Genomic DNA, 26,708 nt, shown 5'->3' with positions numbered 1-26,708 from the left:
TATGGATGGGTCAAGGGGCAGCTTGGACGACGGGCGCAAGCGAATGCAGGAATGCATCGGCATCTTGGTAGCCGATCACGCGTGTCCCCGGGATTTCGGCCCCGCCAGCGCCGAAGAAAACGATGCCTGGGGGACCGAACAGTCCGAATCGCTTCAGGAGCGCCTGGTCGGCAGTACTGTTGGCCGTGACGTCCACCTGCAAAAGAACCAGCGTTTCGAGCTGGGCGCGCACGCGCGCGTTGGTGAAAGTGAAACGTTCCATTTCCTTGCATGAAACACACCAGTCCGCGTAGAAATCGAGCATGACCGGCCTGCCGCCGGCGGCTGCAAGTGCGGCGTCCAGTTCCGCGGTGCTAGCTATGCGCTTGAATGCTATCGCTGCGCCATGTGCGTCCGCCGCTTGCGTGAACGGGGCAAAGGGATCGGCACCTCCGGCCGCCAGCCCCGCCAGCTGCACTGCACCGAAGGCGCCAGCGAGCATGCCAACGACAAGATTGAGCGGCTTGCGATATCTGGACAGGAGCCACACCGCATATCCCAGGCCGAGGACGGCCCAGCCGACCATCTGGTAGCGCGGCGGAATGACCGGAGAAGCAATCCACAAGGCCGTGCCGAGCATCAGAACGCCAAAGAACTTCTTGATGTCGTTCATCCAGACGCCGGCGCGCGGGAGCAAGGTGCCGGCGGATGCCCCGAGCAGCAATAGCGGAATACTCATTCCAGCGGCCATCGCAAACAGTGCGCTGCCGCCGATCAGCGCATCCCGGGTCTGGCTGATATATACCAGGGCACCTGCCAGCGGAGCGGCAACGCACGGGCCGACGATCAGCGCCGACAGGGCTCCCATGACAAAGACACCCGCATGCGTGCCGGCGGTACGCTCGTTCGATTTGCCCATGAGCCGTGTCTGGATCCCGGCAGGCATCTGCAACTCGTAGACGCCGAACATCGATAGCGAGAGCGCTGCCATCAGAAGTGCGAAGCCTCCCAGCACCCAGGCGTTCTGAAGCGCTGCCGCCAATCCCTGTCCGGCGAGGCCAGCGCCAATGCCCATCATGGTGTAGACCAGTGCCATACCCAGCGAATACGAGGCAGAAAGCCCGAGTCCGCGCATTCGGGAGGTTTGGACGCCGTTGCCGACGATAATGGAGGACAGGATGGGCAACATCGGCAGGACGCAAGGCGTAAATGCCAGGCCGAGGCCGAGTAGCAGGAACATCGGCAGGATCAGCACCAGGTCGCGGCTGGATAGCGCCTTCTCGATCCGGCCGGCATCGTTGCCAGTTCCGAGTGCGTCTGGGGATCGCATCGCGTTTGCAGCGCTGCCGCCCACAAGCGTCGCCTTCGAGGTCATTGGGGAATAGCACAATCCTTTGTCCGAACAGCCCTGCGACGTCGAAAGCAACGTGAACGGGCCGGTGCCAGTAACCGGTACGCGAATCGTTACAGTTCCACGGTAGGTTTCGACATTTTTCTCGAAGGTCTTGTCGTAAACAACGGCGCCTTGTGGCATTCGTGGTGATCCGGTCGTGCCCCCCTGTGCCTTGAAAGCGAAGCGTTCGCGGTACATGTAATATTCGGGCGCGATGTCGTAGCGTACTTCGGCATCGTTCCCGTCCATCCGGGCAGAAAACTTGAATGCCTGCTCCGGCGGCAGGAAAGAATCATCCGCCTGCACAGGCATCATCATGAACAGCGATGCCATTACTGCCGCCGCAATCGAGCGCCAATGGAACAGCTTGAAAAAAGCTTTGATCATTGAATCCCCTTGATTTCAGGTCCGGGGCCTGCCATCGGCACCGCTGGCCTGGTTAGCAGTTCGACTCGCTGCGCGAGCGTAGCCGGCGACAGTTCACCCATGCGCCGATCGACGAGCTTTCCTCGCGCATCGAAAAACAGCGTGGTCGGAAGGCCAGGGGCATGTGCGACTGCGGCGACCCTACCTGCTGGGTCAAGGAGTACGTTCTGGAGCGTCAGCGACTGCTCATTGAGGTAAGAACGGATCGTCTCCTTGCTTTCTCCCTGGTTCACAAAGACGAAAGTCACGCCTGGCACTGTGCGCTGCGCTTGCTCTAGCACCGGCATTTCACGCCGGCATGGCGGGCACCATGTGGCCCACAAATTAAGCACCACCGGCTTGCCTGCAAATGCGCTGACCGAAATAGCGTTTCCATCGAGGTCGGCCAGGGAGAGCTCCGGCAGACTGCCGGCAACAGGGAACAGGTCGGCCATCGCCGTGCCAGCTACCCATAACAGCGTGCCGGAGAGGACACCCGCAATCACTGCCTTGCGCTTGTCAGCATGGCGCCAGGCTACCCAGCCGCCGGCAACGGCAGCGGCGAGAACACCGAGTGCCAAGCGAAACCCTCCGTCCCGTACGTCAATGATTCGCCATGGCTCATTCGCGTAACGGTCCCAGTAAATACCGACGAACGCGGCACGCGCGGTCAGCACGGAAACGGCTATTACAAACAACAAAATGCGTTCCACTTGCACGCCATCGGAGCGGGCAATGCGATTTCCCACTGCAACCCCGACAATCACGGCGACAAGGGTCACCAGCAGGCTCACTGGCAATACCAGGGGGCCGAGCGTTACTTCTGTCATGTTCATCTTTCATGAGCGTTTCAGGCCTCGTGCGTGCATACCGCGCCAGCTAGTACCGAGCACAGACGAGTTTCGAGCGTGAAACGGATGGTAGGGGCTGCCGATTACCGCAGCGTTAAGGGAATAAACTAATTTGCTTGCACGGGGATGAGCTGCGGTCCCTGTACCAACGGCGCCGCGTTAACCTTGGAGTAATCGCTAACGGGTAAGATGAGATTTTTTTGGAAGTGGGTGGTTTGATGCGCGTGTTAGTGGTGGAAGACGATCAGCTCGTCGCCAGCGGAATCGTCGCCGGGCTGCGACTTTCGGGAATCGACGCGGACCATATGCCGAACGCGTCGATGGCTGACGCCGCGCTCCAGACGGGCAACTTCGACGTCATCATCCTCGACCTGGGGCTACCGGACGCAGACGGCGTGTCCTTGCTCAAGCGCTGGCGAGCCGGTGGGAGGGCCTGTCCGGTACTCGTGCTGACCGCACGTGACAGCGTCCAGGACAAGGTGGGTGGTCTGCGCGCCGGCGCTGACGACTACCTCGTCAAGCCCTTCGACCTGGACGAACTGACGGCGCGGCTACACGCACTGCAACGCCGTAGTGCCGGGCGTAGCATCGACCTCATCGAACACGGCCCGCTGTCGTTCAATCCCGCGACCTCCGCAGTGACGCTGCATGGTGAGCCTGTCGAGTTATCGCGTCGCGAACTAGCCCTGTTGCAGACGCTGCTGAACTGCGGCGGCCGCATCCTCAGCGCTGAACAGGTCAAGGACAGCCTCTACGGGCTTGGTGAAAGCGTCGAGAGCAATGCCCTGAACGTGCACATCCACCACCTGCGCCGCAAGCTGGGACAACAGATTGTGGAAACAGTGCGTGGTCTCGGTTATCGCCTGGGACCGGCCGGTAAATGAAAACACTTCGATTACGCCTCCTGATTGCCATTGGAACTTCTTTCGCGTTGTTCTGGACGCTGTCGTCCATCTGGACCCTGGTCGACCTGCGCACCGAGTTCCGCGATGCGCTCGATGAAAGGCTCGCCGCTTCTGCACGCATGGTGTCCGCGCTGGTCGCCGATTCGCCTGTACTGACGGCACGTCCCGCGGCCCGGGAAACCCCACCGTATCTGGTGCGGACCGACGGTGTCGCTTGCGAGATCAGGCTCCTGCGCGGAGGAATCGTTGGACGCACACGAAATAGTCCGAACCGCCTGGGCATTGCCGTCCCCGGCTTTCAAACGCGCTCCATCGACGGTGTCGAATGGCGCAGCTATACGATCGAACAGAATGGCGTGCGCATCACGACGGCTGACCGGGTGGAGCGCCGTGAACATCTGTTCCGCAACATCGCGTTTGCGACTTTCGTCCCTTTCCTCGTCGCGATGCTGGCGACACTGGCTGCCTTGTGGTTCGCGATCCGGCGCTGTCTCAAACCGCTCGAGCGGATCCGCGGCGCACTGGCGGCGCGCGCTCCTGACGCATTGCAGCCCTTGCCTGTCGAAGGCTTGCCGGGTGAACTGTCGCCGCTGGTCTCGACCGTTAACGGCTTGCTGTCCAAGATTGAGCGCGCCATCGAGCGCGAGCGCCGATTTACCGGCGACGCCGCCCATGAACTGCGCACGCCACTCACCGCAGTCAAGACCCATCTCCAGGTTGCGCGCCTGAGCGAGCCCGGCGCGGCAGCCGGTATCGCACTTGACCATGCCGAGCAAGGAGTGCGTCGTCTCCAGAGCACAATCGAGCAGCTGCTGATGCTGGCCAGTGTCGAGGGCTCGGTGTCGTTCGATGAGGACCAGCAGCTCGACGCACGTACCATCGTTGAGCACGCCGTCAAACAAATCCCACCCTCCTCGGCCCAGCGCATCCACGTTATCGATGAGGGCGGTGCCGAACGAATACTGCGGGTACCAGCCTCGCTTGCAATGACTGCATTGCGCAATTTGCTCGACAATGCCTTGCGCTACGGCACGGCCGATGCGCCTGTGGTGGTTCGTATTCAACAAACAGGCGACACGATCAGGTTCACGGTCGAGGACGAGGGTGAAGGATTGAGCGATGCGGATATTGCCCGCGCCGGGCAACGGTTCTGGCGCAAGGGGGGCGGACAGGGAAGTGGACTTGGTTTGTCGATCGTGCGAGCAATCACTGCGCGTTACGAGGGCTCCTGGGACTTGCTACGACGCAGCCATGGCGGTATGACGGCGCGCCTTACTTTTCCCAGTAACTGATGGTGCTGGAAGGCAGGCGAATGCACGTCTCACTGCACATCCAGAATGACCTCAAGGATTGGTAAAAATGTCGTGCCAAAACTGCGCGGATCTTTGCGTTCGCTATCGAATCGCTTCGCCAAGTGACCTACGACGAACAATCAGGACCGCGCTCCGCAATGTCCAGAACGGGATATTGAGCGAAATAGCGACTCCAGGAGTGAATGGCACCCCTACGATTCAAGAGCTTGCATACGGTGCGGCTTGGAATGACGTCGATGCAATTCGCTTTGAATGTAAAACATGTGGGCAATCGTTCCACTTAAAGGTGAATCTTATTCCGGATCAGAAGGATATTGGGAACCAAGCTAAGCTGCCAGGCTACCTGGTCTACGTATTGGATGGTGCCCTACGTTGGTGGGGACTTTGTGTTGAACTTCCCCAAGCGGGATGTGTTGAGCACAACGCTCAGACTGCTGCCCAGCATTGCAAACGCCGCCGCGACCGGTAACACCATTCCCGTCGACGAAAGCGCGAGTACGAGCACGTTATAGACCATCGAAAACACGAGATTCTGGCGCACGATACGGACGGTGCGCCGCGCATGGCGCCAAGCCGCTACAACCTGGTCCACCCCACCGCTTGCAATCACGACGCCCGCCGTCGCCACGGCGGCGGTGCTGGCGCCTTGCACCGATATCCCGCAATCGGCGCCGGCAAGCGCCAGGGCATCGTTGACGCCGTCGCCAACAAAAACGGCCGGCCGCCCGGCCGATTCGATGATTTCCGCCTTGCGTTCCGGGCTGCATCCGGCATGCACCCTGTCCTTTGACAGTCCGATCACGGAAGCGACACGATTGGCAGGACCGCCCTCGTCGCCTGTCACCAGGCGCAGGCCGATTCCCGCTTCGGCAAGAACCGACAACGCACTTACAGCGTCTTTGCGAATCGCATCGCATAACAGCAGAGAACCCAGCCATGCACCATTTCGGGCTACCTCGATCCGGGTATTACCCTGCGTTTCGCCGGCGGCAGGCACGGGCACGCCATGGGCCTCGAGGAAGCGGGCGTTACCGACCAGTACCCGGCACCCGTCATTGTCGCTGCACCAGTCGCTGCCCTGCGCGTGGCGTTGCGCGATGCCGGCGATCGGCGAAGCATCGGGCAAGCTTGCCGCAGCATCCAGGATGGCGTGCGCCACAGGGTGCGCGATCCCGTGTTCGGCCTGCCCGGCCCAATACAACACTTCGTCGGAGGTGACGCCGGGCGCAGCGATCGAGCTCGCCAGCACCAAACGGCCTTCGGTCAGCGTACCGGTCTTGTCAAACAGGATCTCGCGTGCGTTCGCCAGCGCTTCGAGCGACGCCGGGTCGCGGAACAGGATGCCGTTGCGTGCCGCGCTCGCCGCCGAAGTCGAATAGGCCAGCGGCAGTGCAAGCCCCACCGCGCATGGGCAGGCGGCCACCAGCACGGACAAGGCGCGCAGTGCCGCCGCAACCGGGTCGCCATGCGCGAGCCAGCTACCCAGAAAGCTCAGGGCCGCAAGTGCGAGGGCGCCCGGAATCAGCCAGCGCGCAAAGCGCTCGGCCTGGGAAGCGGCTGCGCTGCGGGCCCCGAACAGTTCGAGCATGCGCACCCCGATGCGGTCGATGAAACGCTGCCCGTACGCCTGCTCGACACGGACGGTCAGCCGGCACGACAGGTTGATCGCGCCCGCTACCACCTGCGATCCCGGCCCCACCGGCAGCGGCAGCGACTCGCCGTTCACCACGGCAGAGTCGACTTCGCTGGCGCCGTCGACCACCACGCCGTCGACGGCGATACGCTCTCCGGCGTATATCAGCACCAAGTCGCCCTTGTGCACCTGGGACGCCGGGATATCGGTCGGAACACCATTGACACCGAGGCGCCGCGCCGTTTCGGGAACCGCTTGGCGCAACGCGTTGACGGCAGCCGAGTTATGCCGGCGCGCGTGCAGTTCGACCAGGCGTCCGCACAGGAGGAAAGTAACCAGCATGGTCGCCGTATCGGCATACACATGGGCACTGCCACGGGCAAGAGCCCAGGCCGATAGCGCGCTGGCGGCGATAACGCCAAGCGAAATCAGGGCGTCCATGCCAGGCACACCCGCACGCAGGGTGCGCCAGCCTGCCCGGTGGAAGGCGGCAGCCGACCAGGTGACCACCGGCAGCGCGGCCACGCAAGTGGCCAGCGCCACCCACCACCCCTCTCGCGAAGCGGAGAAATCCGTATCCAGATACAGGGCGAATGAGCCGAGCATGCTCCACATGCCAAAGAACGCGGCCACCGCCAGGCGTATCCAGACCGCGCGTGCCTGGGCATCGATCTGCGCCTCTACTTCCTGCGCTTCGAGCAGCGGTGCGATCGTGTAACCGAGTTTTTGCACCCGCGTGAAGAGAACGTCGAGGTCGATCGTCTGCGGATCCCAGCGGATCAGCGCCGAACCGCCTGCGAAGCTGGTGCTGGCCCAGGTCACCCCCGGCGTACGAGCAAGGGTACGCTCGACGGCCATGGCACAGCTGCCGCACCACATGCCCTCGATGCTGACCACCATGCGGCCTGCGTGCCGCAGCGACTCACGGTCGAGTTCGTCGAACGGCAGCGCGGCCATGGTCAGGTTCCCGCCGGGCTGCTGCGCGCCACCCCGACGCCAAGCAGCTTGCCGTTGACTTCCTTGCCGTAATAGCTTTTCTCGTCCTTATGGAACTTGGCGCGCGCCTCCTCGATCTCGCCGGTCTGGCGCGGATCCTTCGGCCGCTCGTGGCCGTTGATATAGGCGGCCACGTCCCACGCGTCCTGGTCCGACAGACTGTAGGGTTTGCTGAGCGGCATGTTGGCCTTGATGAAGCCGGCGGCGGTATCGATCCGCGCCATGCCGGCGCCCCAGTTGTAGGCTTCCGGGCCCCACAAAGGCGGGAAGCGCACCTTGCCGTTGGCTTCCTTGCGTCCCTGGCCCTCGGCGCCGTGGCACAGCACGCAGTTTTGCTCGTACACTTTGGCGCCGCGCGCGTAGTCGTAACTACGCGCAGTTTCCTTGACCTTGATGTAGCCGCCGCCACGCATTTCTTCGCCGGTCGGCGCGCCATCCGCCAGCCAGTACATGTAGGTCATCAGCTCCTTGTAGACGTCGTCCCCGGGTGGAGGCGCCTTGCCGGCAGGCGAGGCCTGGGCGTTCATCGAGTAGTTGAAGCAGCCATTGATACGCTCCTCGAGCGTGTTGATCTTGTTGTTCTTGGCGCGGAATTTCGGGTACTGCACATAGGCGGCCCACATTGGCGCCGAGTTTTCGCGGCGTCCCGCGTCGAGGTGGCACTGGGCGCATGCCATGCTATTGCCTGCGTAGCGCGAAGCGAAACGCGGGGTATCGACGAAGATATCGCGGCCGCGCTTGATGGCGTCACCCACGGGCCCCTTCGGAATTTCGGCCTCCGACGGCGGCACGAAGTAACCGTCGTGGCCGACCGGCTGGAGCGGAGCCGGCGCCTTGCCCTCCTTGTCTTTCTTGCGGGCCGCGCGCGCGGCCAGCATGGCTTCGCGCGCCGCCTTCTCCTGCGCCTCGTGCGTCAGTGCAGGGGCAACGTTCGCCCCGCCGAGCGAGGTACGCAGCTCGTCCCAGGCGCCGGTCTGGTGCACCAGCGCGCCGAGCGCGAACAGGACCAGCCCGCCGCCGGCCCCGGCCAGGACCCGTTTTACCGTCCGGCCGATGCCGTAGGGGCTGCTGTTATCGGTTTCTTTTGGATTCGTCATGATCTTCCTTCGCCAGCGGCTGGCCTCAAAATTGGGGGGGCGACGGCGTCGCCGCTGCCTGCACGGGCGACGCCGCGGCGCGCGATGGCATCGAGCCGAGGTAATCGGCAACAGAGCGCATGTCCTCGAAGCTCATGCGCCGCGCGATGCCGTCCATCAGTGCCTGTGGCGAATTCTTGCGCTCGCCCTGATGCCAGGCAGCCAGTTGCCCGAAGATGTAGTCCGGCTTTTGCCCGGCCAGTGCCGGGAAGCCAGGCGCGACACCCTCGCCGCCCATCCCGTGGCAGGAGAAGCACGCCGGAACATTCGTTTTCCAGTCGCCCTTTTCGGCAATCGTGCGTCCGCGCGCCAGGTCGCCGCCCAGCGTCGGCGCACCCGTGGTACTCAGCTTGATGCCGGCGTAATAGCTGGCCAGTTTTGTCATATCCTCGTCGGACAGCGCACGTGCAACGAATTGCATCGACTCGTTGTGGCGCAAGCCGGTTTTGAAATCCTGTAATTGCTTGTTCAGGTACTCGGCCGGCTGTCCGGCAAGACGCGGCGTATTCAGGTTGCCCTGCCCTGCCTCGCCGTGGCACGAGGCGCAGCTCCACGCCTGTCCCTTGCCGAGCCCGACCATTCGTAGCGTGGCCGCGTCGCCATCCGCCACGCCAGGCGTACCCGACAATGAGCCGGAGGCGGCAGGCGGCAAGGGCTGCACCGGGGTCAGCATATTCGCTTCCACCTTCTGCTCAAATCCTCGCTGCTGCGCCCGGTATTCGGAGACATAAGTAAGCAGGCCCCAGAATGCCAGTGCGAAGACCACTGCCAGCACGAACAGGGGGACCGGCCGCACCTGTTCCCAAGGATCGAACGCTTCGTCCACCGGCGGCGCCAAAGGACGGCTTTGAGGATCGGTGTTCTTCATTGTTGCTCCTTCCTGGACAGCGCATAGCCCTCGTCACGAATACGGTCGCCGGCCGGGCCGCCCTGGTAAGTGCGGTTCAGGCCCTGCAAGTAAGCGACCAGATCGAGCGCCGCTTGCGTCGCCACGACAACCTCGCCCTCGGGCTGGTATTCGGGCGGCAGCTTGACGACGACATCGCCAGGCTCCGCTACCTTCTTGCGCTCGAACAGGTAGGAATAGGAAGGCATGATGCTCCAGTCGAAAATCGCACGCGGCTGGTAGAGGTGGGTCAGGTGCCAGTCCCTGCTCGGCAGGCGCGCGCCGACGTTGAGCAGGTCGGGGCCGGTACGCATGGTGCCGAGCTGGTGCGGGCGATCAAAGGCGAAATCGGCGGCGGTCGGCGCAGGGCCCCAACCCTTGGCCATGTCGGCCAGGGTCTGCCCGGCGGCCCGCGGCTGCTGGCTATGGCAGTACACACAGCCCTGATTGATGTATTGCTGGCGGCCGGCCAGCTGCTGCGGCGAGTAATCGACAAGGCCGGGCGCCGGCGCCTGGTCGCGAATCTGGGCGCCGGGAATAATCACCAGCATCAGGGTGGCGAAGGCGAGAATGGCGATCGCGCCGACAAAGATAGGAATGAGCCGGTTCATGATCATGCTCCTGCGTTGACGGATGCCGGCGTCTGGTCGGCAAGCGCCAGGCGCGGTGTGCCCTTGCCCAGCATCAGCGCGGCGATATGGAATGCGAACACAAAGTGCCCGAGGGTCATGAGGGTGCCGCCGACCGAGCGGGCTTGCAAATAGGGGATAGTTGCCCTGGTGATCGCTTCAAACGAGCGCCCGACGTCCAGCAGTCCGACGCCCTGGAGCCAGCCACCCAACGACACCGCGAAGAAGTACAGCGCAAAGCCACCGACGACCAGCCAGAAGTGCAGTTTGAGCAGGCGCGGCCACGGCCAGTCGCGACCGGTCAAGTAAGGCAGCATGTAATAGATCGCGCCGAACAGCACCATCGTCGTGAAGCCATAGGCGCCGAGGTGCGCGTGACCGACGGTGTAGTGCGTAAAGTGGGTGACGGAATTGACAGCGCGTAGCGCCTCGATCGAACCCTGGAACGACGACAGCGTGTACATCAGCGCGCCGAGCGCGACGAAGCGCAGCGCCACCGACTCCTTCAGCGCCCAGGCATTGCGCGCGACCGTGGTGTGCTGGTTGACCGCGACCGCGATCACCGGGATGAACATCATCACGCTGTGCACGATAGACATCGTCACCAGCCAGGTCGGTACCGGGGCGCCGATCAGGTGGTGGATGCCGACCTGGCTGTAGAACAGTGCCAGGCCCCAGAAGCCGAGCAAGGAAAGGCTGTATGAATAAACCGGCTGACCGACGATCTTCGGGATCAGGTAATAGGCCGTCCCGACGCCGAGCGGCGTCAGCCACAAGCCCAGAACATTGTGCGCGTACCACCAGTTCACCGTCGCCTGCTGCACGCCGGCATGCAGGCCGGGAAGATTGGCGATCACATACAGGACCGGGAACCAGACCAGGCCGCCCAGGAAGTACCAGCCGGAGACGTAGATGTGATGCGACGTGCGGTAGCGCGCCGTCATCACCAAGGGGAATGCAAGACAGCCGCCGCCCACCGCCAGCAGCAGGCCGATCTGCCATGGAATTTCCAGCCACTCGACACCTTGGGTATAGCCCAGCGCAATTGCGGTCACGCCCATCCCGACGCCCAGGGTCCAGACCATTGCTCCGAACATTGCCACCCCCGGATGGCGTAGCGGCGTGTGGAAGATGCGCGGTACGATCCACAACGCCGATGCGATGCCGGCCACGGACAGCCAACCGTAGGCGACCAGGTTCAGGTGCATGGTGCGCATGCGGCCGAAGGTCAATGGCGCGTACGCGGAAAGCCAGTCAGGCAGGTGCAGTTTCAGGGATGCGATCACGCCGAATACGGAACCGAGCACTAGCCAGAAGGCTGCGACGGCCACCATCAGCATGACGGTACGGCGTCCGGCAACGTCGATCCGCTCGCGCATGGCGTCGAACCGGTGGGCGTCGGTGCCGAGCGCAGGACGCCCGAAGGCAGTCGGGTCGTCCGGCGCACCGGTCTCCCCGGGCTCGAAGATCGTATGCGCGTCACGTTGCGACAACGAGAACTGGCGCCGGGCGATTGCCCAGATGAGAAAGCCGAGCGCGCAGAGGGACGCGGTAAAGCTCAGCGCCAGCAGGAGTCCTAGGGTTTTTGGCATGGAATCAACATTCGATTGGAGCGCTGCGCGACTGGATACCGCGCAGGATGATTTTTCGTTTAGAGCGATCCGCGAAGTGCATGGCTGAGCATTTACCTGCCTGTACAGTCACGCCAGCGGAGCAGCGCAAGCCCGGAGTAACCACCGGCGAATTGAACTCAAGCAATGATTGTTCTGTGGGGCGCGATGCTACATGGCCCCGGTTAACGCAACGTTAAGGCTGAGGTGGTGATACATGGCGTTGCGCCATGGTCACACTCGAGGTAGGCCCTCGCCACCGCTGATGCGCGTGGTGGCACAGGCTGGACTTCCTTGCTCTATTGCTTATTCAGCCGCATTCTTTTCGAGGGGAAGACCGAGCTTTTCCCATGCCGTTATACCCCCGAGCATGTTGTAGACATTCGTGAACCCATTGCGCCGCAGGATACTTACTGCGAGCCCGGAGCGGTTCCCTACGCTGCAATGGGCGACGATTCGGCGTTCCTTTGGTATCTCCGGCAGGTTCTCTTCGAGATGTCCTACGAAGGTATGGTGTGCGCCGGGAATATGCTTCTCCTCCCACTCCATGTCGTCTCGCACGTCGAGGATATAGAGTTCTCCCTCTTCTTTCCAGCGTGCGGCTTCGCTGGCGCTAGTCGTACCGAGCGCTTCGATGGGAAAGCCCTTTTCGCGCCAGGACTCGACGCCGTTTACCAGCACGCCTTCGACGCGATCGATGCCAATGCGGGCAAGTTGCGCGATTGCCGAGGGCGCCTTTCCGGGCTGGTCCACCACGATGAAGATTCTGGCCTGGTCCTGCGCGATCCACCCGCCAAAGCTGGAAAGCCCTTCCAGCCAAACGTTATAGGAGCCCTGGATGTGCGCCCCGGCGAAGGCTTCGGGTGGCCGCGTATCGATCACGATCTCACCCTGGCTGGATTCGCGGAAGGCATCGGGTGCAAGTACGTGATCGCCAGGGGATGGCGATAGCGGCCGCCCGGCTTCCAGGTTGACGACTTCCATGTGAGAGAAATACGGCGGCCTCGGCAGGTTTTCGCCAGCTTTCAGTTTCATGAATTCTTCGCGGCTTTTCGTGAACACCGGGTTGGTCGCACGTTCGATACCCAGCGTCGACTCATCTCGATCGGAGATACTGCCTCCGCATGCAGAGCCCGACCCGTGCGCCGGCAGGATGAACGCCTGGTCGCCGAGCGGTGCCAGTTTCTGGTGCACCGAGTCGTAGAGAATCCCGGCATTGTCGGCGGTTCGCTCCGGGTCCGACAGATCGGTTCTGCCAGTATCGCCAACAAAGAGCGTATCCCCGGTAAAAACGGCCCAGCACTGGTCGCCGGTATCTTCGGGATAGACTGCATAGGACATGCTCTCGGGAGTGTGCCCCGGCGTGGCCAGCGCAACGAAGCGGGTTGTACCCACCTTGAACTCCTGGCCATCGCCGACCTGCACATCGACGCGCCCAAACAGCGGATGCGTACCCGCCAAAATCTTCGCCCCTGTGACGTCGGCCAGAGTAGCGGAACCGAACTCGAAATCCTCCTGGCGGTGGGTTTCAATGCAATACGCGATGCTCAGCTCATTGTCGCGTGCGAGCTGGAGATACTCCGCCACGTCCCGGCGCGGATCGACCACCACCGCCAGCCCATTGCCGCACCCGAGCATGTAAGCGTTGTGGCCCAGTCCCGGCGTTTTTACCCGTTGAAAAAACATGGCTTATTCCTTTCGTTGAGGTTCAGGTCAAACGGCGATGACCGAGCGGTCATCGCGTGTTCGCGCCGTGGCGCCTTGCAGGTACTGTGTCAATGCGTCGATAGCGTGAATATCGAGTGCGCGTCGATTGCGCCCGAATCTGCGTGGTACGCCTTGCGCGGTCACGAATGCCACGGTGTAGGTCCGTTCAGGATCAACAGGTGCGCCCAGCACGAACAAGCGATCGACCCGGCTTCCGGGCGGATTCTCGATCTTCGCGAACAGTGTCAGGCCACGGCAGCGCTTGACGTAGCCGCCCATCTGCTCATACGGGTTGGCGGAGAAGGTACGTTCCAGATTCTCTTCCAGCATCGTGCGAATCTCGTCGCCTGTCAGCTCCACCGTTTCCACAGGCGGATTTGTGGGGATGATGTTCCACAAGTCATTCAAGGTAATGGGTCCGGGAGCGACTGGCGCACCATAGCGCCATCCATTCGAGAACGCTATCTCGGTGCCCGCCGCGGACGCGATCGCGTCGAGTAGCAGGTCGTCCATCGAACAATGCAGCGATTGATAGCGGGACAGCGCATGCCCGGTATGACCGACGACCCGGGACAGCATGGCGCGATGCGGCGCCATGACGGCATCGACCAGCGCTTGAACGCACTGGTGGGGCACGAAGCGCTCGTCGATCGCGATCAGCCGATGGCGGTGGGCCGCGATACTACCGTCTTCCACTTCAAGATCCAGGCGACCAAGGAAGGAGCCATGGCATCCTGACTGAAAAATGATCGCGCCGTTCTGGATGACGGGCGACTCCATCCTGTTATGCGTGTGGCCGCTGACCAGTACGTCGATGCCGTCCACTTCGGATGCAAGCTTCACATCCTGGGGAAAGCCAAGGTGAGACAGTACGAGGACCAGCTCGGCCCCCTCGTGCTCGCGCACGTGTCGGATCCACGACGGAAGCTCATCGCGGCCGAGGGTGAAGCGCAAGCCTTCGCTGAAGGCAGGCGGCATGGTCTTGTCGACGATATTGCAGGCGATGCCGATGACCGCGACGCGCAGCCCGCCCTTGTCGACCATGCGGTAGGGCTGGAAAAAGAGCCCACCCTCGTTCCGGTAGCAATTAATGGCCAGTACAGGATAGGTCAATTGAGCGGCAAGCCGCTGGACCTGGGCTGGACCGTAGGCAAACTCCCAATGTACGGTCATCGCCTCGGGCGCTAGCGCATTCATCAATGGAACCATGGCCTCGCCCTTCGACTGGACGGCGACATATGTGCCATGGAAAGTGTCGCCGTTATCCAGCAGCAGAGTCGCCCCATCTGTTTCCGCACGCACCTGCTCGACCGCAGTTGCAATCCGAGCCAGGCCGCCCAATGTCTGGAATCGGTCCTGGTCGCCGCCGCGGACGAGCTCCTGGTGGGGTTCGATATATCCATGCAAGTCGTTGATTTGCAGGATAGTCAGGCGCTTTTTCATTGCAATCTCCATTGGTCGATGGACGTAGTGTCGCGCGCCCCGATTAACCAGGCATTAACGCGCGCGCAAGGAGCCGGCGAGCGCACCTTCCCACCGGCTAGGTCCTGCGCGCCACCATGCCGATCAATGCCGACGGGCCGGCATGCCGCGCACCTTCGCGTAGTTCGGCTTCATACACTTGCAGGTCCAGGATCTGGAGGGCGCTGAATTCCGCCCGCAACAACTCCTCGGTATATAAATTCTCGAGCACGCCAGGACCTCCGGTGTTGAATTCGAGCTGCCTTGGCGTATAGCCTTGCAGGATGAGCAAACCGCCCGGCTTGAGCGCCTCCACCATCCGGGCGAACAGGCGGGCACGAAGGTCCGGGCCGGCAAACTGGATGAAAATTGCGACGACGGCATCGTAGGAAGCCGGGGTCCAGTTCCAGGTGTCGCAATCGGCCACCCGGAAATCGACCACGACGCCGGCGTCGCGCGCCAGCCCCTTCGCCTTGTCGACCGCCACGGACGAAATATCGAAGGCGTCCACCGCCAGGCCCAGGCCGGCCAGCCACACGCTGTTGCGCCCTTCTCCATCGGCGACAGCGAGTGCGCGCCGGCCTGGTTCGAGTAGATGACGCTGCCGGGCAAGGTAGGCATTCGGCTCCCTGCCGAAGATGAATTCTGGGACGCTGTACCGTTCGTTCCAAACGCTTGCCGCGTCTCCGGGCTGCTTGTTTGCCATGCTTCACTCCTTGAAAGTTACCGATAAACGGACGGCAATGAAACCGAGGCGAACGCGCCAGGTTTTGCCGTTCTCGTCAGCCAACGCGCCAAATAACACTATATTTAACTACATATCGTATACTAATATAATATCTTGTTCTAGTATGATAGTGACGAAGCGCTTACGTGCTTCAGACTCTAGCGGCTGCTCTGTCGAAACCTGAGCTTTGTTTCGATCGCGGTGCCGACCGCAACGCAGGAACGAAATCAGCACTGATACAAGCCTTCGTGCGCTTTTACCTCACAGGAAACCATGATGAAAATCACTCATGAAATCGTTATCGTCGGCGGCGGCGCCGCCGGCATTGCGACCGCCTCCAGCCTGCTGGCGCGGGCACCCGGCCTGGATATCGCGATCATCGAACCGGCTACGACCCATTATTACCAACCAGGTTGGACCATGGTGGGCGCCGGCATCTTCCGGCCAACCCAAACCGCCCACGCGATGGCGTCGGTGATGCCGCAGGGTGCCAAATGGATTAACAGTGCCGTTGCCGCATTCGCACCAGGGCACAACGCCCTGTTCCTTGAAGACGGCAGCGAGATAGGCTATCGTCATCTTGTAGTCTGCCCGGGACTCAAACTCGACTGGGAAGGCGTCGAGGGTTTGAGCGACACGCTCGGCCGAAATGGCGTGACCTCGAACTATCGCGTGGATCTTGCCCCTTATACGTGGGAGCTGGTGCAGAAAATGCGAGCTGGGCGCGCCCTGTTTACGCAACCGGCCATGCCGATCAAATGCGCCGGCGCGCCGCAAAAAGCCATGTACCTGTCAGCGGACCACTGGAAACGGACTGGTGTATTGGCAGACATCCAGATCGAATTTTGCAGTGCCGGCACAGCCTTGTTCGGTGTGCCGGATTATGTTCCCCCACTGATGGAGTACGTGAAGGCCTACGGGATCGGGCTCGACTTTGGCGATAACCTGACCGCCATCGATGGGGCACGCAGGACCGCCACTTTCAGCCGTACTGGCGCCGATGGCAGCAAGCAGACGATCATCAAGGAATTCGACATGATCCATGTCGTACCGCCTCAGGTCGCGCCGGATTTTGTTCGCAACAGTGCACTTGCGGGCAGCGCCGGCTGGGTCGACGTCGATCCCGCGACCTTGCGTCATGTCCGTTACGAAAATGTCTTCGCGCTCGGAGACGTCGCCGGCACTACCAACGCGAAAACCGCAGCGGCAACGCGCAAGCAGGCTCCGGTGGTCGCTCACAATCTGCTGGCGGCCCTCGGCAAGGCACGTGGAAGCGCGACGTATGACGGCTATGGCTCCTGTCCGTTGACGGTCGAGCGCGGCAAGATCGTGCTGGCCGAATTCACCTACGGCGGCAAGCTGGCCCCGAGCTTCCCGGCATGGCTGATCGACGGAACCAGGCCATCACGTCTTGCCTGGCTGCTGAAAAAAAGCGTTCTGCCGCCCTTGTACTGGGGCGGCATGCTCAAGGGACGCGAATGGATGGCACATCCGAAAGTGACAAACCCATGAAACCGCTCCGGCCGCGCATTGACATGCAATATGCCATGACGCTAGCCTGAACCCGGGATGAGTATGCAACCACATCGTTTCAGACGTCGCGGCGAAGTCTGGGTCGCCATGCAGTTAATCTTGTTCCTGGTATTCATACTGGTACCGCGCGTAGGCCCTGCCTGGGCCGTGCCAGCCGTGTTCCACGTTGTTGGTATCGTGGCCGCGCTGGCCGGAGTTGCCGTGCTCGGCCATAGTACGGCGATGCTCGGCCGTTCGCTGACGCCGTTTCCACGACCGCTGCCAACGGCGCAACTGGTGACCAGTGGCATATACCGGCTGGTGCGCCATCCGATCTACTTCGGCATCCTGTTGGCGGCATTCGGGATTGCATTGTGGTCGCTCAGCCCCCTACGCCTCATGCTCACGCTGGTGCTGGCGCTCTTCTTCGATCGCAAAGCGAACCAGGAAGAAACGTGGCTACAGGAGCGCTACGCGGAATACCCGGCATACCGCGCTCGCACCAGAAAGCTCATCCCCTGGATTTACTGACCTGCGCCGCCGCATCGCTGGCGACCCGTGGCCCGACGGGATCTCGAGAGGATCCCGGATTCAAGCTTCTTGTTTCCCATCTCCTTGCGGACCGTTCCGAAGGCCTTCCGAGAGCTGCCACAAGGTCTCGGCACGCAGTCCCGTGCGGCAGTAGGCCAGTACCGGTTTGGGCGAGTCGGCATACAGCGCAGCAAAGGCCTCGACATCGCTGGGGGTGATTTTTCCTGGCACAACCGGCAAGTAGTGCGCTTGCACGCCGCACGCGGCCGCCTGCTCTGCCACCGCGGCGAACGCTGGCTGGTCGCCAGCCTCGCCGTCGGGGCGATTGCAAATGATAGTGGAAAGACCCGCGTCGCGCATCCCGGCCAGAGATTCAGGCGACACTTGCGAGGTAATTGCGAAGTTCTTATCGAGGTAACGGATGCTCATGTGATCTCCTGTTCGTGGCATTCAACAACAATCTATTGAAATATAGATCGTCTGTGCATATAATATCCCCAGGGATAACGAAACACAAGAAGGATTCACGATGAGCGATGGACAAAAACTGGACTTGCAAGCGATGCAATCGGCGGCGACGCAAGCCTGCGGCCTGCTGAAAGTACTGGGCAACCCGGACCGGTTACTGCTGCTTTGCCAACTGACGCAAGGCGAGTTCTGCGTCAGCGAGCTCGAAACCCTGCTGCAAATCCAGCAGCCAACGCTGTCCCAGCAGCTTGGGGTACTGCGCGAGGAAGGTCTCGTCAGCACCCGGCGCGAGGGCAAGCAAATTTTCTACAACATCGACAGCCGCGAAGCGACGGCGATCATGCAGGTTCTGTATGAACTGTTCTGCCAGCCAGGCAAAGGAGAAACGAAATGACGATTGACTGGGTCCATTTCACGCCGCAGGCGGCGCTTGCCGGCGGCGTACTGATTGGTCTGGCCGCGGCGGCCTTCATCCTGTTGAACGGCAGGATCGCCGGCATCAGCGGCATCCTGGGCGGTCTGCTGCGGCCTGCGCGTGGAGACATTGGCTGGCGCGTCGCCTTCCTGGCTGGCCTGATCGCCGCTCCGGTTGTGTATGGCCTGTTCGCGGCGTTGCCCGAGGTGACGGTCGATGCCGGCGCCGGAACGCTGGTGGCCGCCGGCCTGCTGGTCGGTGTCGGCACGCGTTATGGCGCTGGCTGCACCAGCGGCCACGGCGTCTGCGGCATTTCACGCATGTCGCCCCGTTCGCTTGTCGCAACGGCGGCATTCATGTTCGCCGGCTTCGTCACAGTCTACCTCGTACGCCACGTTTTAAATTGAACAACTGAAGGAATCGACATGCAAATCTTCATGGCATTACTGGTCGGCCTCCTGTTCGGCATTGGCCTGATCGTCTCGGGCATGACCGATCCCGCCAAGGTCGTCGGCTTTCTTGACCTGGCCGGGAACTGGGACCCGTCGCTCGGTTTCGTGATGGGCGGAGCGATCCTGGTGGGGGTGTTCGCCTTTGGCCTCGCCCGCAATCGCAAACAGTCCCTTCTCGGTGCGCCGATGCGGCTGCCGACGGCGACCGTCATCGACCGTCGTCTTGTACTCGGTTCGCTTGCCTTTGGCGCCGGCTGGGGGCTGGGTGGCTACTGCCCGGGCCCCGCCCTGGCCTCGCTCGCCTCCGGCGGAGACAAGGCCCTGCTCTTTACGCTCGCGATGCTGGCAGGAATGGCGCTGTTCGAGGTGTTTGAACGGATCTCGGCCGCACGCGCACCGGGCAAGGCCTGATCATGAACACGCAAAACGGGAGGCTGGCATGCTGACCAGCGTCGGACTTGGCCTGGTGGTGGGACTGATCCTCGCCCTGACCGGCGCAGGCGGCGGCATCCTGGCCGTCCCACTGCTGATTTTCGGCACCGGCGCCAGCGTAGCGGAGGCCGGACCGATCGGACTCATGGCGGTCGGCATGGCCGCGGCGCTGGGCGCGGTACTGGGCCTGCGCGCCGGGATCGTGCGCTACCGCGCCGCCGTGCTGATCGCGGCCACCGGCATGCTGCTCTCGCCGGCCGGCCTGTGGGCTGCGCGTCAGATCGATGGCCGCTGGCTGGCCGTGCTGTTCGCGCTGGTGCTGCTGTTCGTCGCCTTGAAAACATTCAGGCAGGCCTCGGGGAAGGGGCCTGCCACCACCGCCGAGCATGTCGTGTGCAAACGGAACGGCGACTCCGGCCGCTTCATCTGGACCCGTCCGTGCGCCATGGCCATGACCCTGTCGGGCAGTCTCGCCGGCCTGCTCTCCGGCCTGCTCGGCGTGGGCGGCGGCTTCGTCATGGTGCCGGCATTGCAGCGTTACACGGATCTGCCGATGAAATCGGCCGTGGCGACCTCGCTGGCCGTGATCGCCCTGATTTCGCTGATGGGCGTTGCCACCACCGCCGTCAGCGGGCATCTGGACTGGTCGCTCGCCCTGCCCTTTTCGGCAGGCGCGCTTGCAGGAATGCTCGGTGGGCGCTCGCTCGCGTCGCGTCTTGCCGGACCTCAGCTACAGAAGGGTTTTGCATTCGTCTCCGCGCTTGTCGCCATCGCGATGATCGTCAAGGCAGTGTCGTAAAGAAGTCCCGTTATCATTTATCGAGGAAACCAAGATGAACCTGAATCCCATCCAGCTGTTCGATGCCGAATCGTCGACCTTCACCTACATCCTGACGGCGCCGGGGTCGAACCAGGCCGTCATCATCGATCCGGTCGATCATCATTGGGAACGCGACCTGCGCCACCTGGAGCGCCTGGGGCTGCAACTGGTCTATGTATTGGAAACGCATGCACACGCCGATCACGTCACTTCCGCCGGCAAGCTGCGCGAACTGACCGGCGCGCAGGCGGCGGTGCCGAGCGGCTGCGGAATCGCGCCGGCCGAACTGCAATTGAATGATGGCGATGTCATCCGCTTCGGCGAGGCCGAGGAAATCAGGGTGCTGCATACACCCGGCCATACTGCCGGCAGCATGAGCTACGTCTGGCGCAGCAATGCGTTTACCGGCGATACGCTGCTGATCGACGGCTGCGGCCGCACCGATTTCCAGAGCGGCAGCAGCGACGCCCTGTATGACAGCGTGACCGCGAAACTGTTTGCGCTGCCGGACGAAACGCGCATGTGGCCGGGGCACGACTACAAGGGACAGGCCGTTTCGACGATCGGCTGGGAAAAGCGGCACAACGCCCGCCTGGCCAACCGCAGCCGCGACGATTTCCGCAAGCTGATGAGCGAACTGAATTTGCCCAAGCCAAAGCTGATCGACGTCGCCGTGCCTGCAAACCAGAACCTCGGCCTGCCGCACGGTGCCTGACTCCACCCCATCCATGCAGGAGATAACGCCATGATTTTCCGCCAACTCTTCGAGCCCGTGTCCAGCACCTACACTTACCTGCTGGGCGATGAACAGACTGGGCAAGCGATCCTGATCGATCCCGTCATCTCGAGCATGGATCGGGACTTGGGAGTCCTGCATGACTTGGGCTTGCGCCTTGCCTATACGCTCGACACCCACATCCATGCCGACCATATCACTGCTGCACTGGAATTGAAACGCGCAACCGGCAGCAAGATTGCAGCCCCGGCCTTCGACCGCCTGGCCTGCGCCGATGTCGGCATCGAGGAGGGCAAACCTTTCGAGATGGCCGGTATTTCCCTCCAACCCCTGCACACCCCTGGGCACACGGATGGGCATTTTTCCTATCTGCTGGGTGACCGCGTGTTCACCGGCGACGCCTTGCTGATCGAAGGTTGCGGCCGTACCGACTTCCAGAATGGCGATGCCGATACGCTGTACCGGAGCGTTACCGAAAAGCTGTTTGCCCTACCGGACGAAACCCTTGTCTATCCTGCCCACGATTACAAGGAACGCTTCGTCACATCGATCGCACAGGAAAAGCTGCGCAATCCACGGCTCGGTAAAGGCAAGACGCTCGACGAATTCCGGGAAATCATGGCCAATCTGAACTTGCCTTACCCTACGTTCATCGACCATGCGGTACCGGGCAACCGCCAGTGCGGCGTGTGTCCCGCTGACCTGCCCGATAAGCTCCTCCGCTATTGCCAGCAGATGAGCGCAAGTCCGCAAGGATAAAACGTCTCTGCTTGGCCTCCGCAACAGCGCATCGTCATGGCTTCAGGTAAACATAGCCTTCCTGGAACTGAAGCCGCGCCACCTCGGCCACACCGGAGGGTACAACCGTGGCTTCCGGCAGGATGCGCTTGCGGTCGATCTTGCGCGCTTCCAGCGTGTTATTGCAGACCCGGAACTTGACGTTCCGGTTCGCCAGCTCCTGCACCACGGCATCGTAGGGATTGCCGTTCTTGTCCTTGGCATCCTCGATCAGGAAGTCGATGCCGGCGCCATGGGTTACCACGACGATCTGGGCCTTGGGACTGGCATTCAGGTGATTGCGAATATTCCCGAGCGCCATCATTGCATTAGTCGAATCGTTGATGTGATAAACGACTTTCTCTTCGCGCGGGGCGGCATTGGCGACGGCGCTTGCGACGAATGCCATGCACAGCACGGTAGCGATTGCACGGAACAGTTTCATAAAATCTCCTCGGAATTGGACATGCAGATAGGTGGCAGGCTTACTTCTGTTGCAGGCTTTCCCGCTCCATGAGCAGGAAGGTGCCGTAGGCGTTCAGTCGATTCGCCTGCGCAAATGCAGGGTACGCCGCATACCGACTCCAGTCGATTTTCGCATATGCCTCGTCGAAGGACGACAGCTCGGCAACCGCGTCGCCCATTACCTTGCGCAGGAAGGTCAGGTAGGACCGGGTCAGGTCGAGATCCCGGCGTGGGTCGCGCGACACGTCGCCGTGGCCTGGCACCACAATCGCCGGGGACAAGGCCAGCATGCGGTCGAGCGCACCGAGCCAGACACGGCTGTCGGCATCGCCCACGAAAGGCAGGCGGCCGGTGAAGAACAGGTCGCCCGCAAAGAGGAGACGATCCTCGTCCACTGCCAGCATGATGTCGTCAGGCGCATGGGCCCCGCTGCTGTCGATGACGCGAAAATGCAGTCCGCCCATCTCGAACGCGATCGGCTTGCCATCTGCAAAACTGAGCCAGCGGTCCGCCGGCAGCAGGCGCGTGTTCTCGTCGACCCAGGGCTTGAGCGACTCCTTGCGCTGCGCAAGGCGCTGCGCGGCGACATCCGAGGCAAGATAGGCGCGGCCCTGCTGGTGCGCCCAGATTTCCGCGTCGGCCGCCTTCAATGCCTGCAAGCCGTAGAAATGGTCCGCGTGGTAGTGGCTGACGATGACGCGCCGGATCGGCTGGCGGGTCACACCATGGATGGCCCGCACCATCGCCTCGCCCAGCGCCGGCGTGCCGAGGGCATCGAAGACGACGACGCCGTCGCGCGTCACCACGAACCCGGCGTTCGACATGAAACCGGCGTTGGCATTGTCCGCCATGCCTGCCTTGCCCTGGAATACATAAGCGTGTTCGCTGATCTTGACCGGTTTAAGCACGGGCGCTAGCGGGGCTGCGCTTGCCGCCAGCGCGGTCCCCGCCAGCACGGCCGGCACCCACAGCCTGCACGCCTTGTTCAGGTACGCCGTAATCCGTCGGATGAGTTGCATTTTCGCGTCCTTCTCAGAAATTCAGGTCGTCTGCGATCGCCGCCAGGCCGCTGCGGGCACAGGCATCGTCCGCGGCGCCGCTCGGTGCGCCCGAGATGCCGATGGCGCCCAGCAGGGAACCGTTCGCTTCAATCGGCATGCCGCCTCCGACGGCGAGCGCACGCGGAATGTGGCGGATGCCGGCAGCATCCGTTCCGCTCATGGTTGCTTTCGCCAAAGCCGTGGTGCTGATTTTGAAGCTGGCCGCTGTCCACGCCTTGTCGGTTGCCGCGTCCGCGGTATGCGTTCCGGCGAGGCGGTCGCGCAGCAGCACCTGGGTCTGCCCGGTACGATCGACCACGGCCACTGACACCTGGTAGCCAGCCTGGCGGCAGGCATGCATGGCTGCCTGCGCCGCCTGTAAGGCGAGCTCAGGGCTCATCAGGGCAATGGTATAGGTCGCCGCTCGTTGCGGTGTAGGCTGTGCCATGACCGGATTACTATGCAGCGCCGTCAGCATGCCAAGTACACATAACAATTGCTTCATTGTTCGATCCTTTTCGCTGACTCCATCGGCATATTGGCGAGCTTACTGCGCGAGGTAGCAAGCAGATTGTCGAGGTAAGCACCATACATGCCGGAGACGTCGCCACCCTCAAGCGGCGGTGCAAGGAGCCCGCCCCTTCCATCGACGACAATGACCGTGGGCGCCACGCGAATCTTGTAGGTGGCAGCCAGTCCCTTGCCGCTGCTGGCCTCGTTTCCGAAACCGTGCAATGGCGCCACCGAGGACAGGTCCGTCTCACGCACGATGGGCCGCTGCGAACTTGCACCTTCCCGCGCCAGCGGAATCAGGTAATTGCGCCGCACCGTTTCGCAATATGAGCAGCCGGGGAGAGAGAACAGGATGACAATCGGCACGCTGCTTCGCATCGCAGTACGGCCGTCCCGCCCGAGTTCCGTGGCGGCGGGCAAGCCTCCTCCCGGCGTCGCGGCGCTCGCGTATCCCACTACTAGCGTCGCCACCAGTGCAAGGAAGCGCCATGGCTGCGGCACGGGCTGTCGTGGCCTAATATTGGGGGAAATAGGCACGCGCCTTGCCCAGGTTATAGGACCACGGCAGGCCGGCGTTCTTCCAGCCGTTCAGGAGACGCTGCCCCTGCTTGTCACCGGATGCAATGGCGTCTCCCTCGAAGCCATCGACGACACTGTAGACGGCCGTGTAGCCTAGTTGGCTCAGCAGGTTGGCAGCACGTGCGCTGCGGTCGCCCGAGCGGCATATCAGCAGGACCGGCGCATCCTTTCCGAGTCCGGCTGCGCTCAGGCGTCGCGCGACCTCCGGTCCGAAATCGCTGTTGACCTCGAGCTTGAAGCGCCCTGCCTTGTCGTCCCAGGGCGCGTCTTCGGGATGCTCCACATAGGGGATATTCGCATCGACCACGGTTGGCAGGCCGACATAAGCGACTTCGTAGCGCGTACGCACATCGATGAAGTAGGCGCGCGGTCCCAGTTCCTGCTTCATCCGGTAGGCTTCACGCGCATCGAGGTAGCGGCCGGCCACTGTCTGCTTATTAGGTGCAACGGCGGCCGTTTCCACTGCCAACGCCGGTTTCCACGCCAGCAGCGCCAGTACCGTCGCCGCCAGCGCGGCCTTCGAGCTCATTCTTCGCATTGCATTTCCTTTCAACCGGTCAGGCCAGGATGCCCGGGTTGCCCTTCATGCCGATCAGGCGCGGCGTGTTCAGCTTGCGTGGCTTGACGACTTTTTCCGTGCGCAGCCACTGCGCCACGACGTCCCACACCGGCTCGCCCGATGCACCTTCGGCCACAGGTGCCCAGCCCGCGACCTTGTAGGTCTTGCCGGCATCGACCAATTTGCCGTGCAGGCGCATGTCGCTGATGCGCGATCCCATCGGCGCCGCCGGATCGATGGCATAGGTCATGCCGCCTACGCGCACCATGTCGCCGCCCTGCTGGTAGTAGGGGTCGGGATTGAACAGGTTGTCCGCCACGTCTTCCAGTACCGTCTTGATCGTCGCGCCGGTCATGGGCGTCAAGGTGGTATGCGAATACGTCGTCGCCGTCTGGTCCATCAGGTGTTCCATCAGGATCGGACTATCCGGCAGCAGCGAAGTCCCCCAGCGGAAGCCTGGCGAAAATGCCAGGTCCGCACCCTTGATGGCGATGAGCGCATCGACGATCAGCTGGTCGAAGGTGCCGTTGAAATTGCCGCGCCGGTAGAGCGTACCCTCGGTGACTGCCAGCTTCTCGTTCAGCTTCGTTTCGTAGGGAGCGCGGACCTTGCTCACCAGCGCTGCCATGTCGCGGTCGACCGGCAGGAAGTTGGCGAACACAGGCAACAGGCGATACTGGAAACCATGGACCTGTCCACCGCGCACATCGAAGTCCAGCACACCGAGGAATTTGCCGTTGCTGCCCGCATTGGTAACCAGGGTTTTCCCGCCACCATTGGCGACCGTTACCGGTACCGGCACGCCGTCGTGCGTATGCCCGCCCATGATGGCATCGATGCCGCGTACGCGCGAGGCCATCTTCAGGTCGACGTCCATACCATTATGCGACAGCACGACGACGACCTTCGCGCCTTTGGCGCGCGCTTCGTCTACCATCTTTTGCATGTTCTCTTCCTGGATGCCGAAACTCCAGTCGGGAATCATGTAGCGCGGGTTAGCGATCGGCGTGTAAGGGAAGGCCTGCCCGATGATCGCCACCGGCACGCCGTTCATTTCCTTGATGACGTAAGGGGCGAATACCGGGTCGCCGAAGTCGTTGGTCTTGACGTTCTGGGCGACGAAATCGACCTTACCCTTGAAGTCCTTGCTGACGATTTCCTCAACCCGTTTGTCCCCCAGGGTCATTTCCCAGTGCGCGGTCATGACGTCAACGCCCAGCAGCAAGCCGGCATCGACCATGTCCTGGCCTTTGGTCCAGAGCGCGGTGCCCGAGCCCTGCCAGGTGTCGCCGCCATCAAGCAACAGCGCGCCCGGCCTCCCGGCCTTCATTTTCTTGACCAGGGTAGAAAGGTGCGCAAAACCGCCCACCTTGCCATAGGTCCGCGCCGCCTGCTCGAAGTCGAGCGAGGTAAAGGCATGCGCCTGCGGCGAGTGGCGTGGTATGCCGGTCGCCTTGAGCAGGGCGTCGCCCACCAGGTGCGGCATGCGGCCCGCTGCGGCGCCAAGGCCGATGTTCACGCTCGGCTCCCTGAAGTACACCGGCATCAGCTGTGCGTGGCAATCGGTGAAGTGAAGGAAGTGGACGTTGCCGAAGCGCGGCAAGTCATACAGGGCGCCGGGCGACGGCGCCGCCAGTGCGGCCTTTGAATTGAGCAACATGCCGCCGGCGGCAGCGATCCCGAGTAACTGCGCGAATTCGCGCCGATTCATTCCCATACCAAGTCCTCTGCAAAATGCATTCGTACTGCTGCGCCGCGTGCGTGCCTGCCGGCCAGCA

At 62.4% G+C, this 26,708-nt stretch carries 26 protein-coding genes and 1 pseudogene; 10 read left to right on the top strand and 17 right to left on the bottom strand.

The genetic code is table 11. From position 1 onward, the window contains the following. Positions 1 to 10 precede the first annotated feature (10 nt). Both dsbD and AC1MEM_RS06275 read right to left on the bottom strand, forming a co-directional pair. Positions 11 to 1,759, bottom strand: coding sequence for a protein-disulfide reductase DsbD (gene dsbD, locus AC1MEM_RS06280; RefSeq protein ID WP_499476034.1), 1,749 nt, complete (start codon positions 1,757 to 1,759; stop codon positions 11 to 13). Continuing rightward, the gene (locus AC1MEM_RS06275; protein WP_499476033.1) at positions 1,756 to 2,613 is read right to left on the bottom strand and encodes a TlpA family protein disulfide reductase; all 858 of its coding nucleotides are present in this window, start codon (positions 2,611 to 2,613) and stop codon (positions 1,756 to 1,758) included. Before AC1MEM_RS06275 ends, dsbD begins: the two co-directional genes overlap by 4 nt. 233 nt (positions 2,614 to 2,846) lie before the next feature. Between AC1MEM_RS06275 and AC1MEM_RS06270 the strand changes: the two genes are divergently transcribed. Together AC1MEM_RS06270 and AC1MEM_RS06265 are read left to right on the top strand one after the other, a co-directional pair. Next, positions 2,847 to 3,512 carry a response regulator gene (locus tag AC1MEM_RS06270; protein WP_499477590.1) on the top strand — a complete coding sequence of 222 codons (666 nt, stop codon included), beginning with the start codon at positions 2,847 to 2,849 and terminating at the stop codon, positions 3,510 to 3,512. Next, positions 3,509 to 4,825 (top strand): ATP-binding protein, encoded by a 1,317-nt coding sequence (locus AC1MEM_RS06265; protein WP_499476032.1) that lies wholly within the window; start codon positions 3,509 to 3,511, stop codon positions 4,823 to 4,825. Before AC1MEM_RS06270 ends, AC1MEM_RS06265 begins: the two co-directional genes overlap by 4 nt. Before the next feature lie 388 nt (positions 4,826 to 5,213). Here the strand turns inward: AC1MEM_RS06265 and AC1MEM_RS06260 are convergent, their stop codons facing one another. The 8 genes from AC1MEM_RS06260 to AC1MEM_RS06225 all read right to left on the bottom strand — a co-directional run bounded on the left by AC1MEM_RS06260 (position 5,214) and on the right by AC1MEM_RS06225 (position 15,610). Beyond that, entirely contained in the window at positions 5,214 to 7,436 is a 2,223-nt protein-coding gene (locus AC1MEM_RS06260) for a heavy metal translocating P-type ATPase (protein ID WP_499476031.1), read from the bottom strand. 2 nt (positions 7,437 to 7,438) lie between these two features. Then, positions 7,439 to 8,572, bottom strand: coding sequence for a c-type cytochrome (locus AC1MEM_RS06255; protein WP_499476030.1), 1,134 nt, complete (start codon positions 8,570 to 8,572; stop codon positions 7,439 to 7,441). Between the two features lie 25 nt (positions 8,573 to 8,597). Next, entirely contained in the window at positions 8,598 to 9,479 is an 882-nt protein-coding gene (locus AC1MEM_RS06250; RefSeq protein WP_499476028.1) for a c-type cytochrome, read from the bottom strand. Continuing rightward, positions 9,476 to 10,108, bottom strand: coding sequence for a cbb3-type cytochrome c oxidase subunit II (locus tag AC1MEM_RS06245; RefSeq protein ID WP_499476027.1), 633 nt, complete (start codon positions 10,106 to 10,108; stop codon positions 9,476 to 9,478). The genes AC1MEM_RS06250 and AC1MEM_RS06245 overlap by 4 nt, the downstream gene beginning before the upstream one ends. A 2-nt stretch (positions 10,109 to 10,110) precedes the next feature. Then, the gene (locus tag AC1MEM_RS06240) at positions 10,111 to 11,718 is read right to left on the bottom strand and encodes a cbb3-type cytochrome c oxidase subunit I (RefSeq protein ID WP_499476026.1); all 1,608 of its coding nucleotides are present in this window, start codon (positions 11,716 to 11,718) and stop codon (positions 10,111 to 10,113) included. 324 nt (positions 11,719 to 12,042) lie between these two features. Further along, positions 12,043 to 13,422: an MBL fold metallo-hydrolase gene (locus tag AC1MEM_RS06235; protein WP_499476025.1), complete on the bottom strand. Its 1,380-nt coding sequence runs from the start codon at positions 13,420 to 13,422 to the stop codon at positions 12,043 to 12,045. Between the two features lie 27 nt (positions 13,423 to 13,449). Then, positions 13,450 to 14,886, bottom strand: a complete 1,437-nt coding sequence (locus AC1MEM_RS06230; protein WP_499476024.1) for a bifunctional metallophosphatase/5'-nucleotidase — start codon at positions 14,884 to 14,886, stop codon at positions 13,450 to 13,452. Positions 14,887 to 14,983: 97 nt separating this feature from the next. After that, positions 14,984 to 15,610, bottom strand: coding sequence for an SAM-dependent methyltransferase (locus AC1MEM_RS06225; protein ID WP_499476023.1), 627 nt, complete (start codon positions 15,608 to 15,610; stop codon positions 14,984 to 14,986). 309 nt (positions 15,611 to 15,919) lie between these two features. Between AC1MEM_RS06225 and AC1MEM_RS06220 the strand changes: the two are divergent. Together AC1MEM_RS06220 and AC1MEM_RS06215 are read left to right on the top strand one after the other, a co-directional pair. Next, positions 15,920 to 17,143: pseudogene (locus AC1MEM_RS06220) on the top strand (NAD(P)/FAD-dependent oxidoreductase); the annotation flags it as partial. Between the two features lie 57 nt (positions 17,144 to 17,200). Next, the gene (locus tag AC1MEM_RS06215) at positions 17,201 to 17,674 is read left to right on the top strand and encodes a methyltransferase family protein (RefSeq protein WP_499476021.1); all 474 of its coding nucleotides are present in this window, start codon (positions 17,201 to 17,203) and stop codon (positions 17,672 to 17,674) included. Positions 17,675 to 17,734: 60 nt separating this feature from the next. On the opposite strand, the gene AC1MEM_RS06210 is transcribed toward AC1MEM_RS06215, so the two are convergent. Beyond that, on the bottom strand, positions 17,735 to 18,103 hold the full coding sequence (locus AC1MEM_RS06210; protein WP_499476019.1) for a protein tyrosine phosphatase family protein: 369 nt from the start codon (positions 18,101 to 18,103) through the stop codon (positions 17,735 to 17,737). A gap of 100 nt (positions 18,104 to 18,203) precedes the next feature. Between AC1MEM_RS06210 and AC1MEM_RS06205 the strand changes: the two genes are divergently transcribed. From AC1MEM_RS06205 to AC1MEM_RS06180, 6 genes are read left to right on the top strand one after another with little or no spacing between them, the layout of a single operon-like run. Next, entirely contained in the window at positions 18,204 to 18,536 is a 333-nt protein-coding gene (locus AC1MEM_RS06205; protein ID WP_499476017.1) for a metalloregulator ArsR/SmtB family transcription factor, read from the top strand. Further along, positions 18,533 to 18,964, top strand: a complete 432-nt coding sequence (locus AC1MEM_RS06200) for a YeeE/YedE family protein (RefSeq protein WP_499476016.1) — start codon at positions 18,533 to 18,535, stop codon at positions 18,962 to 18,964. Before AC1MEM_RS06205 ends, AC1MEM_RS06200 begins: the two co-directional genes overlap by 4 nt. An 18-nt stretch (positions 18,965 to 18,982) precedes the next feature. Next, positions 18,983 to 19,420 (top strand): YeeE/YedE family protein, encoded by a 438-nt coding sequence (locus AC1MEM_RS06195; RefSeq protein WP_499476014.1) that lies wholly within the window; start codon positions 18,983 to 18,985, stop codon positions 19,418 to 19,420. Between the two features lie 28 nt (positions 19,421 to 19,448). After that, the gene (locus AC1MEM_RS06190) at positions 19,449 to 20,240 is read left to right on the top strand and encodes a sulfite exporter TauE/SafE family protein (protein ID WP_499476013.1); all 792 of its coding nucleotides are present in this window, start codon (positions 19,449 to 19,451) and stop codon (positions 20,238 to 20,240) included. 34 nt (positions 20,241 to 20,274) lie between these two features. Continuing rightward, on the top strand, positions 20,275 to 20,976 hold the full coding sequence (locus tag AC1MEM_RS06185; RefSeq protein WP_499476012.1) for an MBL fold metallo-hydrolase: 702 nt from the start codon (positions 20,275 to 20,277) through the stop codon (positions 20,974 to 20,976). Between the two features lie 30 nt (positions 20,977 to 21,006). Further along, positions 21,007 to 21,756: an MBL fold metallo-hydrolase gene (locus AC1MEM_RS06180; RefSeq protein ID WP_499476011.1), complete on the top strand. Its 750-nt coding sequence runs from the start codon at positions 21,007 to 21,009 to the stop codon at positions 21,754 to 21,756. Between the two features lie 34 nt (positions 21,757 to 21,790). On the opposite strand, the gene AC1MEM_RS06175 is transcribed toward AC1MEM_RS06180, so the two are convergent. The 6 genes from AC1MEM_RS06175 to soxB are packed head-to-tail and all read right to left on the bottom strand — an operon-like array spanning position 21,791 to position 26,641. Next, positions 21,791 to 22,219: a DsrE family protein gene (locus tag AC1MEM_RS06175; RefSeq protein WP_499476010.1), complete on the bottom strand. Its 429-nt coding sequence runs from the start codon at positions 22,217 to 22,219 to the stop codon at positions 21,791 to 21,793. Between the two features lie 40 nt (positions 22,220 to 22,259). Then, positions 22,260 to 23,258: an MBL fold metallo-hydrolase gene (locus AC1MEM_RS06170; protein ID WP_499476008.1), complete on the bottom strand. Its 999-nt coding sequence runs from the start codon at positions 23,256 to 23,258 to the stop codon at positions 22,260 to 22,262. Positions 23,259 to 23,271: 13 nt separating this feature from the next. Next, positions 23,272 to 23,784, bottom strand: coding sequence for a GlcG/HbpS family heme-binding protein (locus AC1MEM_RS06165; RefSeq protein ID WP_499476007.1), 513 nt, complete (start codon positions 23,782 to 23,784; stop codon positions 23,272 to 23,274). Next, the gene (locus tag AC1MEM_RS06160; RefSeq protein ID WP_499476005.1) at positions 23,781 to 24,293 is read right to left on the bottom strand and encodes a thioredoxin domain-containing protein; all 513 of its coding nucleotides are present in this window, start codon (positions 24,291 to 24,293) and stop codon (positions 23,781 to 23,783) included. The genes AC1MEM_RS06165 and AC1MEM_RS06160 overlap by 4 nt, the downstream gene beginning before the upstream one ends. Positions 24,294 to 24,306: 13 nt before the next feature. Beyond that, complete coding sequence (locus AC1MEM_RS06155) at positions 24,307 to 24,909, bottom strand: rhodanese-like domain-containing protein (protein WP_499476004.1); 603 nt, start codon at positions 24,907 to 24,909, stop codon at positions 24,307 to 24,309. Between the two features lie 19 nt (positions 24,910 to 24,928). Further along, positions 24,929 to 26,641: a thiosulfohydrolase SoxB gene (soxB, locus tag AC1MEM_RS06150; protein ID WP_499477589.1), complete on the bottom strand. Its 1,713-nt coding sequence runs from the start codon at positions 26,639 to 26,641 to the stop codon at positions 24,929 to 24,931. Between the last annotated feature and the right edge of the window lie 67 nt (positions 26,642 to 26,708).

This window comes from Telluria sp. AIW5 (assembly GCF_056680575.1).
This window is presented reverse-complemented; position numbering and strand designations above follow the sequence as displayed.

What these genes read in the sequence shown, in the direction of transcription:
- dsbD (WP_499476034.1), bottom strand. Translation starts at nt 1,759, where the DNA reads ATGATCAAAGCTTTTTTCAAGCTGTTCCATTGGCGCTCGATTGCGGCG.
- AC1MEM_RS06275 (WP_499476033.1), bottom strand. Translation starts at nt 2,613, where the DNA reads ATGAACATGACAGAAGTAACGCTCGGCCCCCTGGTATTGCCAGTGAGC.
- AC1MEM_RS06270 (WP_499477590.1), top strand. Translation starts at nt 2,847, where the DNA reads ATGCGCGTGTTAGTGGTGGAAGACGATCAGCTCGTCGCCAGCGGAATC.
- AC1MEM_RS06265 (WP_499476032.1), top strand. Translation starts at nt 3,509, where the DNA reads ATGAAAACACTTCGATTACGCCTCCTGATTGCCATTGGAACTTCTTTC.
- AC1MEM_RS06260 (WP_499476031.1), bottom strand. Translation starts at nt 7,436, where the DNA reads ATGGCCGCGCTGCCGTTCGACGAACTCGACCGTGAGTCGCTGCGGCAC.
- AC1MEM_RS06255 (WP_499476030.1), bottom strand. Translation starts at nt 8,572, where the DNA reads ATGACGAATCCAAAAGAAACCGATAACAGCAGCCCCTACGGCATCGGC.
- AC1MEM_RS06250 (WP_499476028.1), bottom strand. Translation starts at nt 9,479, where the DNA reads ATGAAGAACACCGATCCTCAAAGCCGTCCTTTGGCGCCGCCGGTGGAC.
- AC1MEM_RS06245 (WP_499476027.1), bottom strand. Translation starts at nt 10,108, where the DNA reads ATGAACCGGCTCATTCCTATCTTTGTCGGCGCGATCGCCATTCTCGCC.
- AC1MEM_RS06240 (WP_499476026.1), bottom strand. Translation starts at nt 11,718, where the DNA reads ATGCCAAAAACCCTAGGACTCCTGCTGGCGCTGAGCTTTACCGCGTCC.
- AC1MEM_RS06235 (WP_499476025.1), bottom strand. Translation starts at nt 13,422, where the DNA reads ATGTTTTTTCAACGGGTAAAAACGCCGGGACTGGGCCACAACGCTTAC.
- AC1MEM_RS06230 (WP_499476024.1), bottom strand. Translation starts at nt 14,886, where the DNA reads ATGAAAAAGCGCCTGACTATCCTGCAAATCAACGACTTGCATGGATAT.
- AC1MEM_RS06225 (WP_499476023.1), bottom strand. Translation starts at nt 15,610, where the DNA reads ATGGCAAACAAGCAGCCCGGAGACGCGGCAAGCGTTTGGAACGAACGG.
- AC1MEM_RS06215 (WP_499476021.1), top strand. Translation starts at nt 17,201, where the DNA reads ATGAGTATGCAACCACATCGTTTCAGACGTCGCGGCGAAGTCTGGGTC.
- AC1MEM_RS06210 (WP_499476019.1), bottom strand. Translation starts at nt 18,103, where the DNA reads ATGAGCATCCGTTACCTCGATAAGAACTTCGCAATTACCTCGCAAGTG.
- AC1MEM_RS06205 (WP_499476017.1), top strand. Translation starts at nt 18,204, where the DNA reads ATGAGCGATGGACAAAAACTGGACTTGCAAGCGATGCAATCGGCGGCG.
- AC1MEM_RS06200 (WP_499476016.1), top strand. Translation starts at nt 18,533, where the DNA reads ATGACGATTGACTGGGTCCATTTCACGCCGCAGGCGGCGCTTGCCGGC.
- AC1MEM_RS06195 (WP_499476014.1), top strand. Translation starts at nt 18,983, where the DNA reads ATGCAAATCTTCATGGCATTACTGGTCGGCCTCCTGTTCGGCATTGGC.
- AC1MEM_RS06190 (WP_499476013.1), top strand. Translation starts at nt 19,449, where the DNA reads ATGCTGACCAGCGTCGGACTTGGCCTGGTGGTGGGACTGATCCTCGCC.
- AC1MEM_RS06185 (WP_499476012.1), top strand. Translation starts at nt 20,275, where the DNA reads ATGAACCTGAATCCCATCCAGCTGTTCGATGCCGAATCGTCGACCTTC.
- AC1MEM_RS06180 (WP_499476011.1), top strand. Translation starts at nt 21,007, where the DNA reads ATGATTTTCCGCCAACTCTTCGAGCCCGTGTCCAGCACCTACACTTAC.
- AC1MEM_RS06175 (WP_499476010.1), bottom strand. Translation starts at nt 22,219, where the DNA reads ATGAAACTGTTCCGTGCAATCGCTACCGTGCTGTGCATGGCATTCGTC.
- AC1MEM_RS06170 (WP_499476008.1), bottom strand. Translation starts at nt 23,258, where the DNA reads ATGCAACTCATCCGACGGATTACGGCGTACCTGAACAAGGCGTGCAGG.
- AC1MEM_RS06165 (WP_499476007.1), bottom strand. Translation starts at nt 23,784, where the DNA reads ATGAAGCAATTGTTATGTGTACTTGGCATGCTGACGGCGCTGCATAGT.
- AC1MEM_RS06155 (WP_499476004.1), bottom strand. Translation starts at nt 24,909, where the DNA reads ATGCGAAGAATGAGCTCGAAGGCCGCGCTGGCGGCGACGGTACTGGCG.
- soxB (WP_499477589.1), bottom strand. Translation starts at nt 26,641, where the DNA reads ATGAATCGGCGCGAATTCGCGCAGTTACTCGGGATCGCTGCCGCCGGC.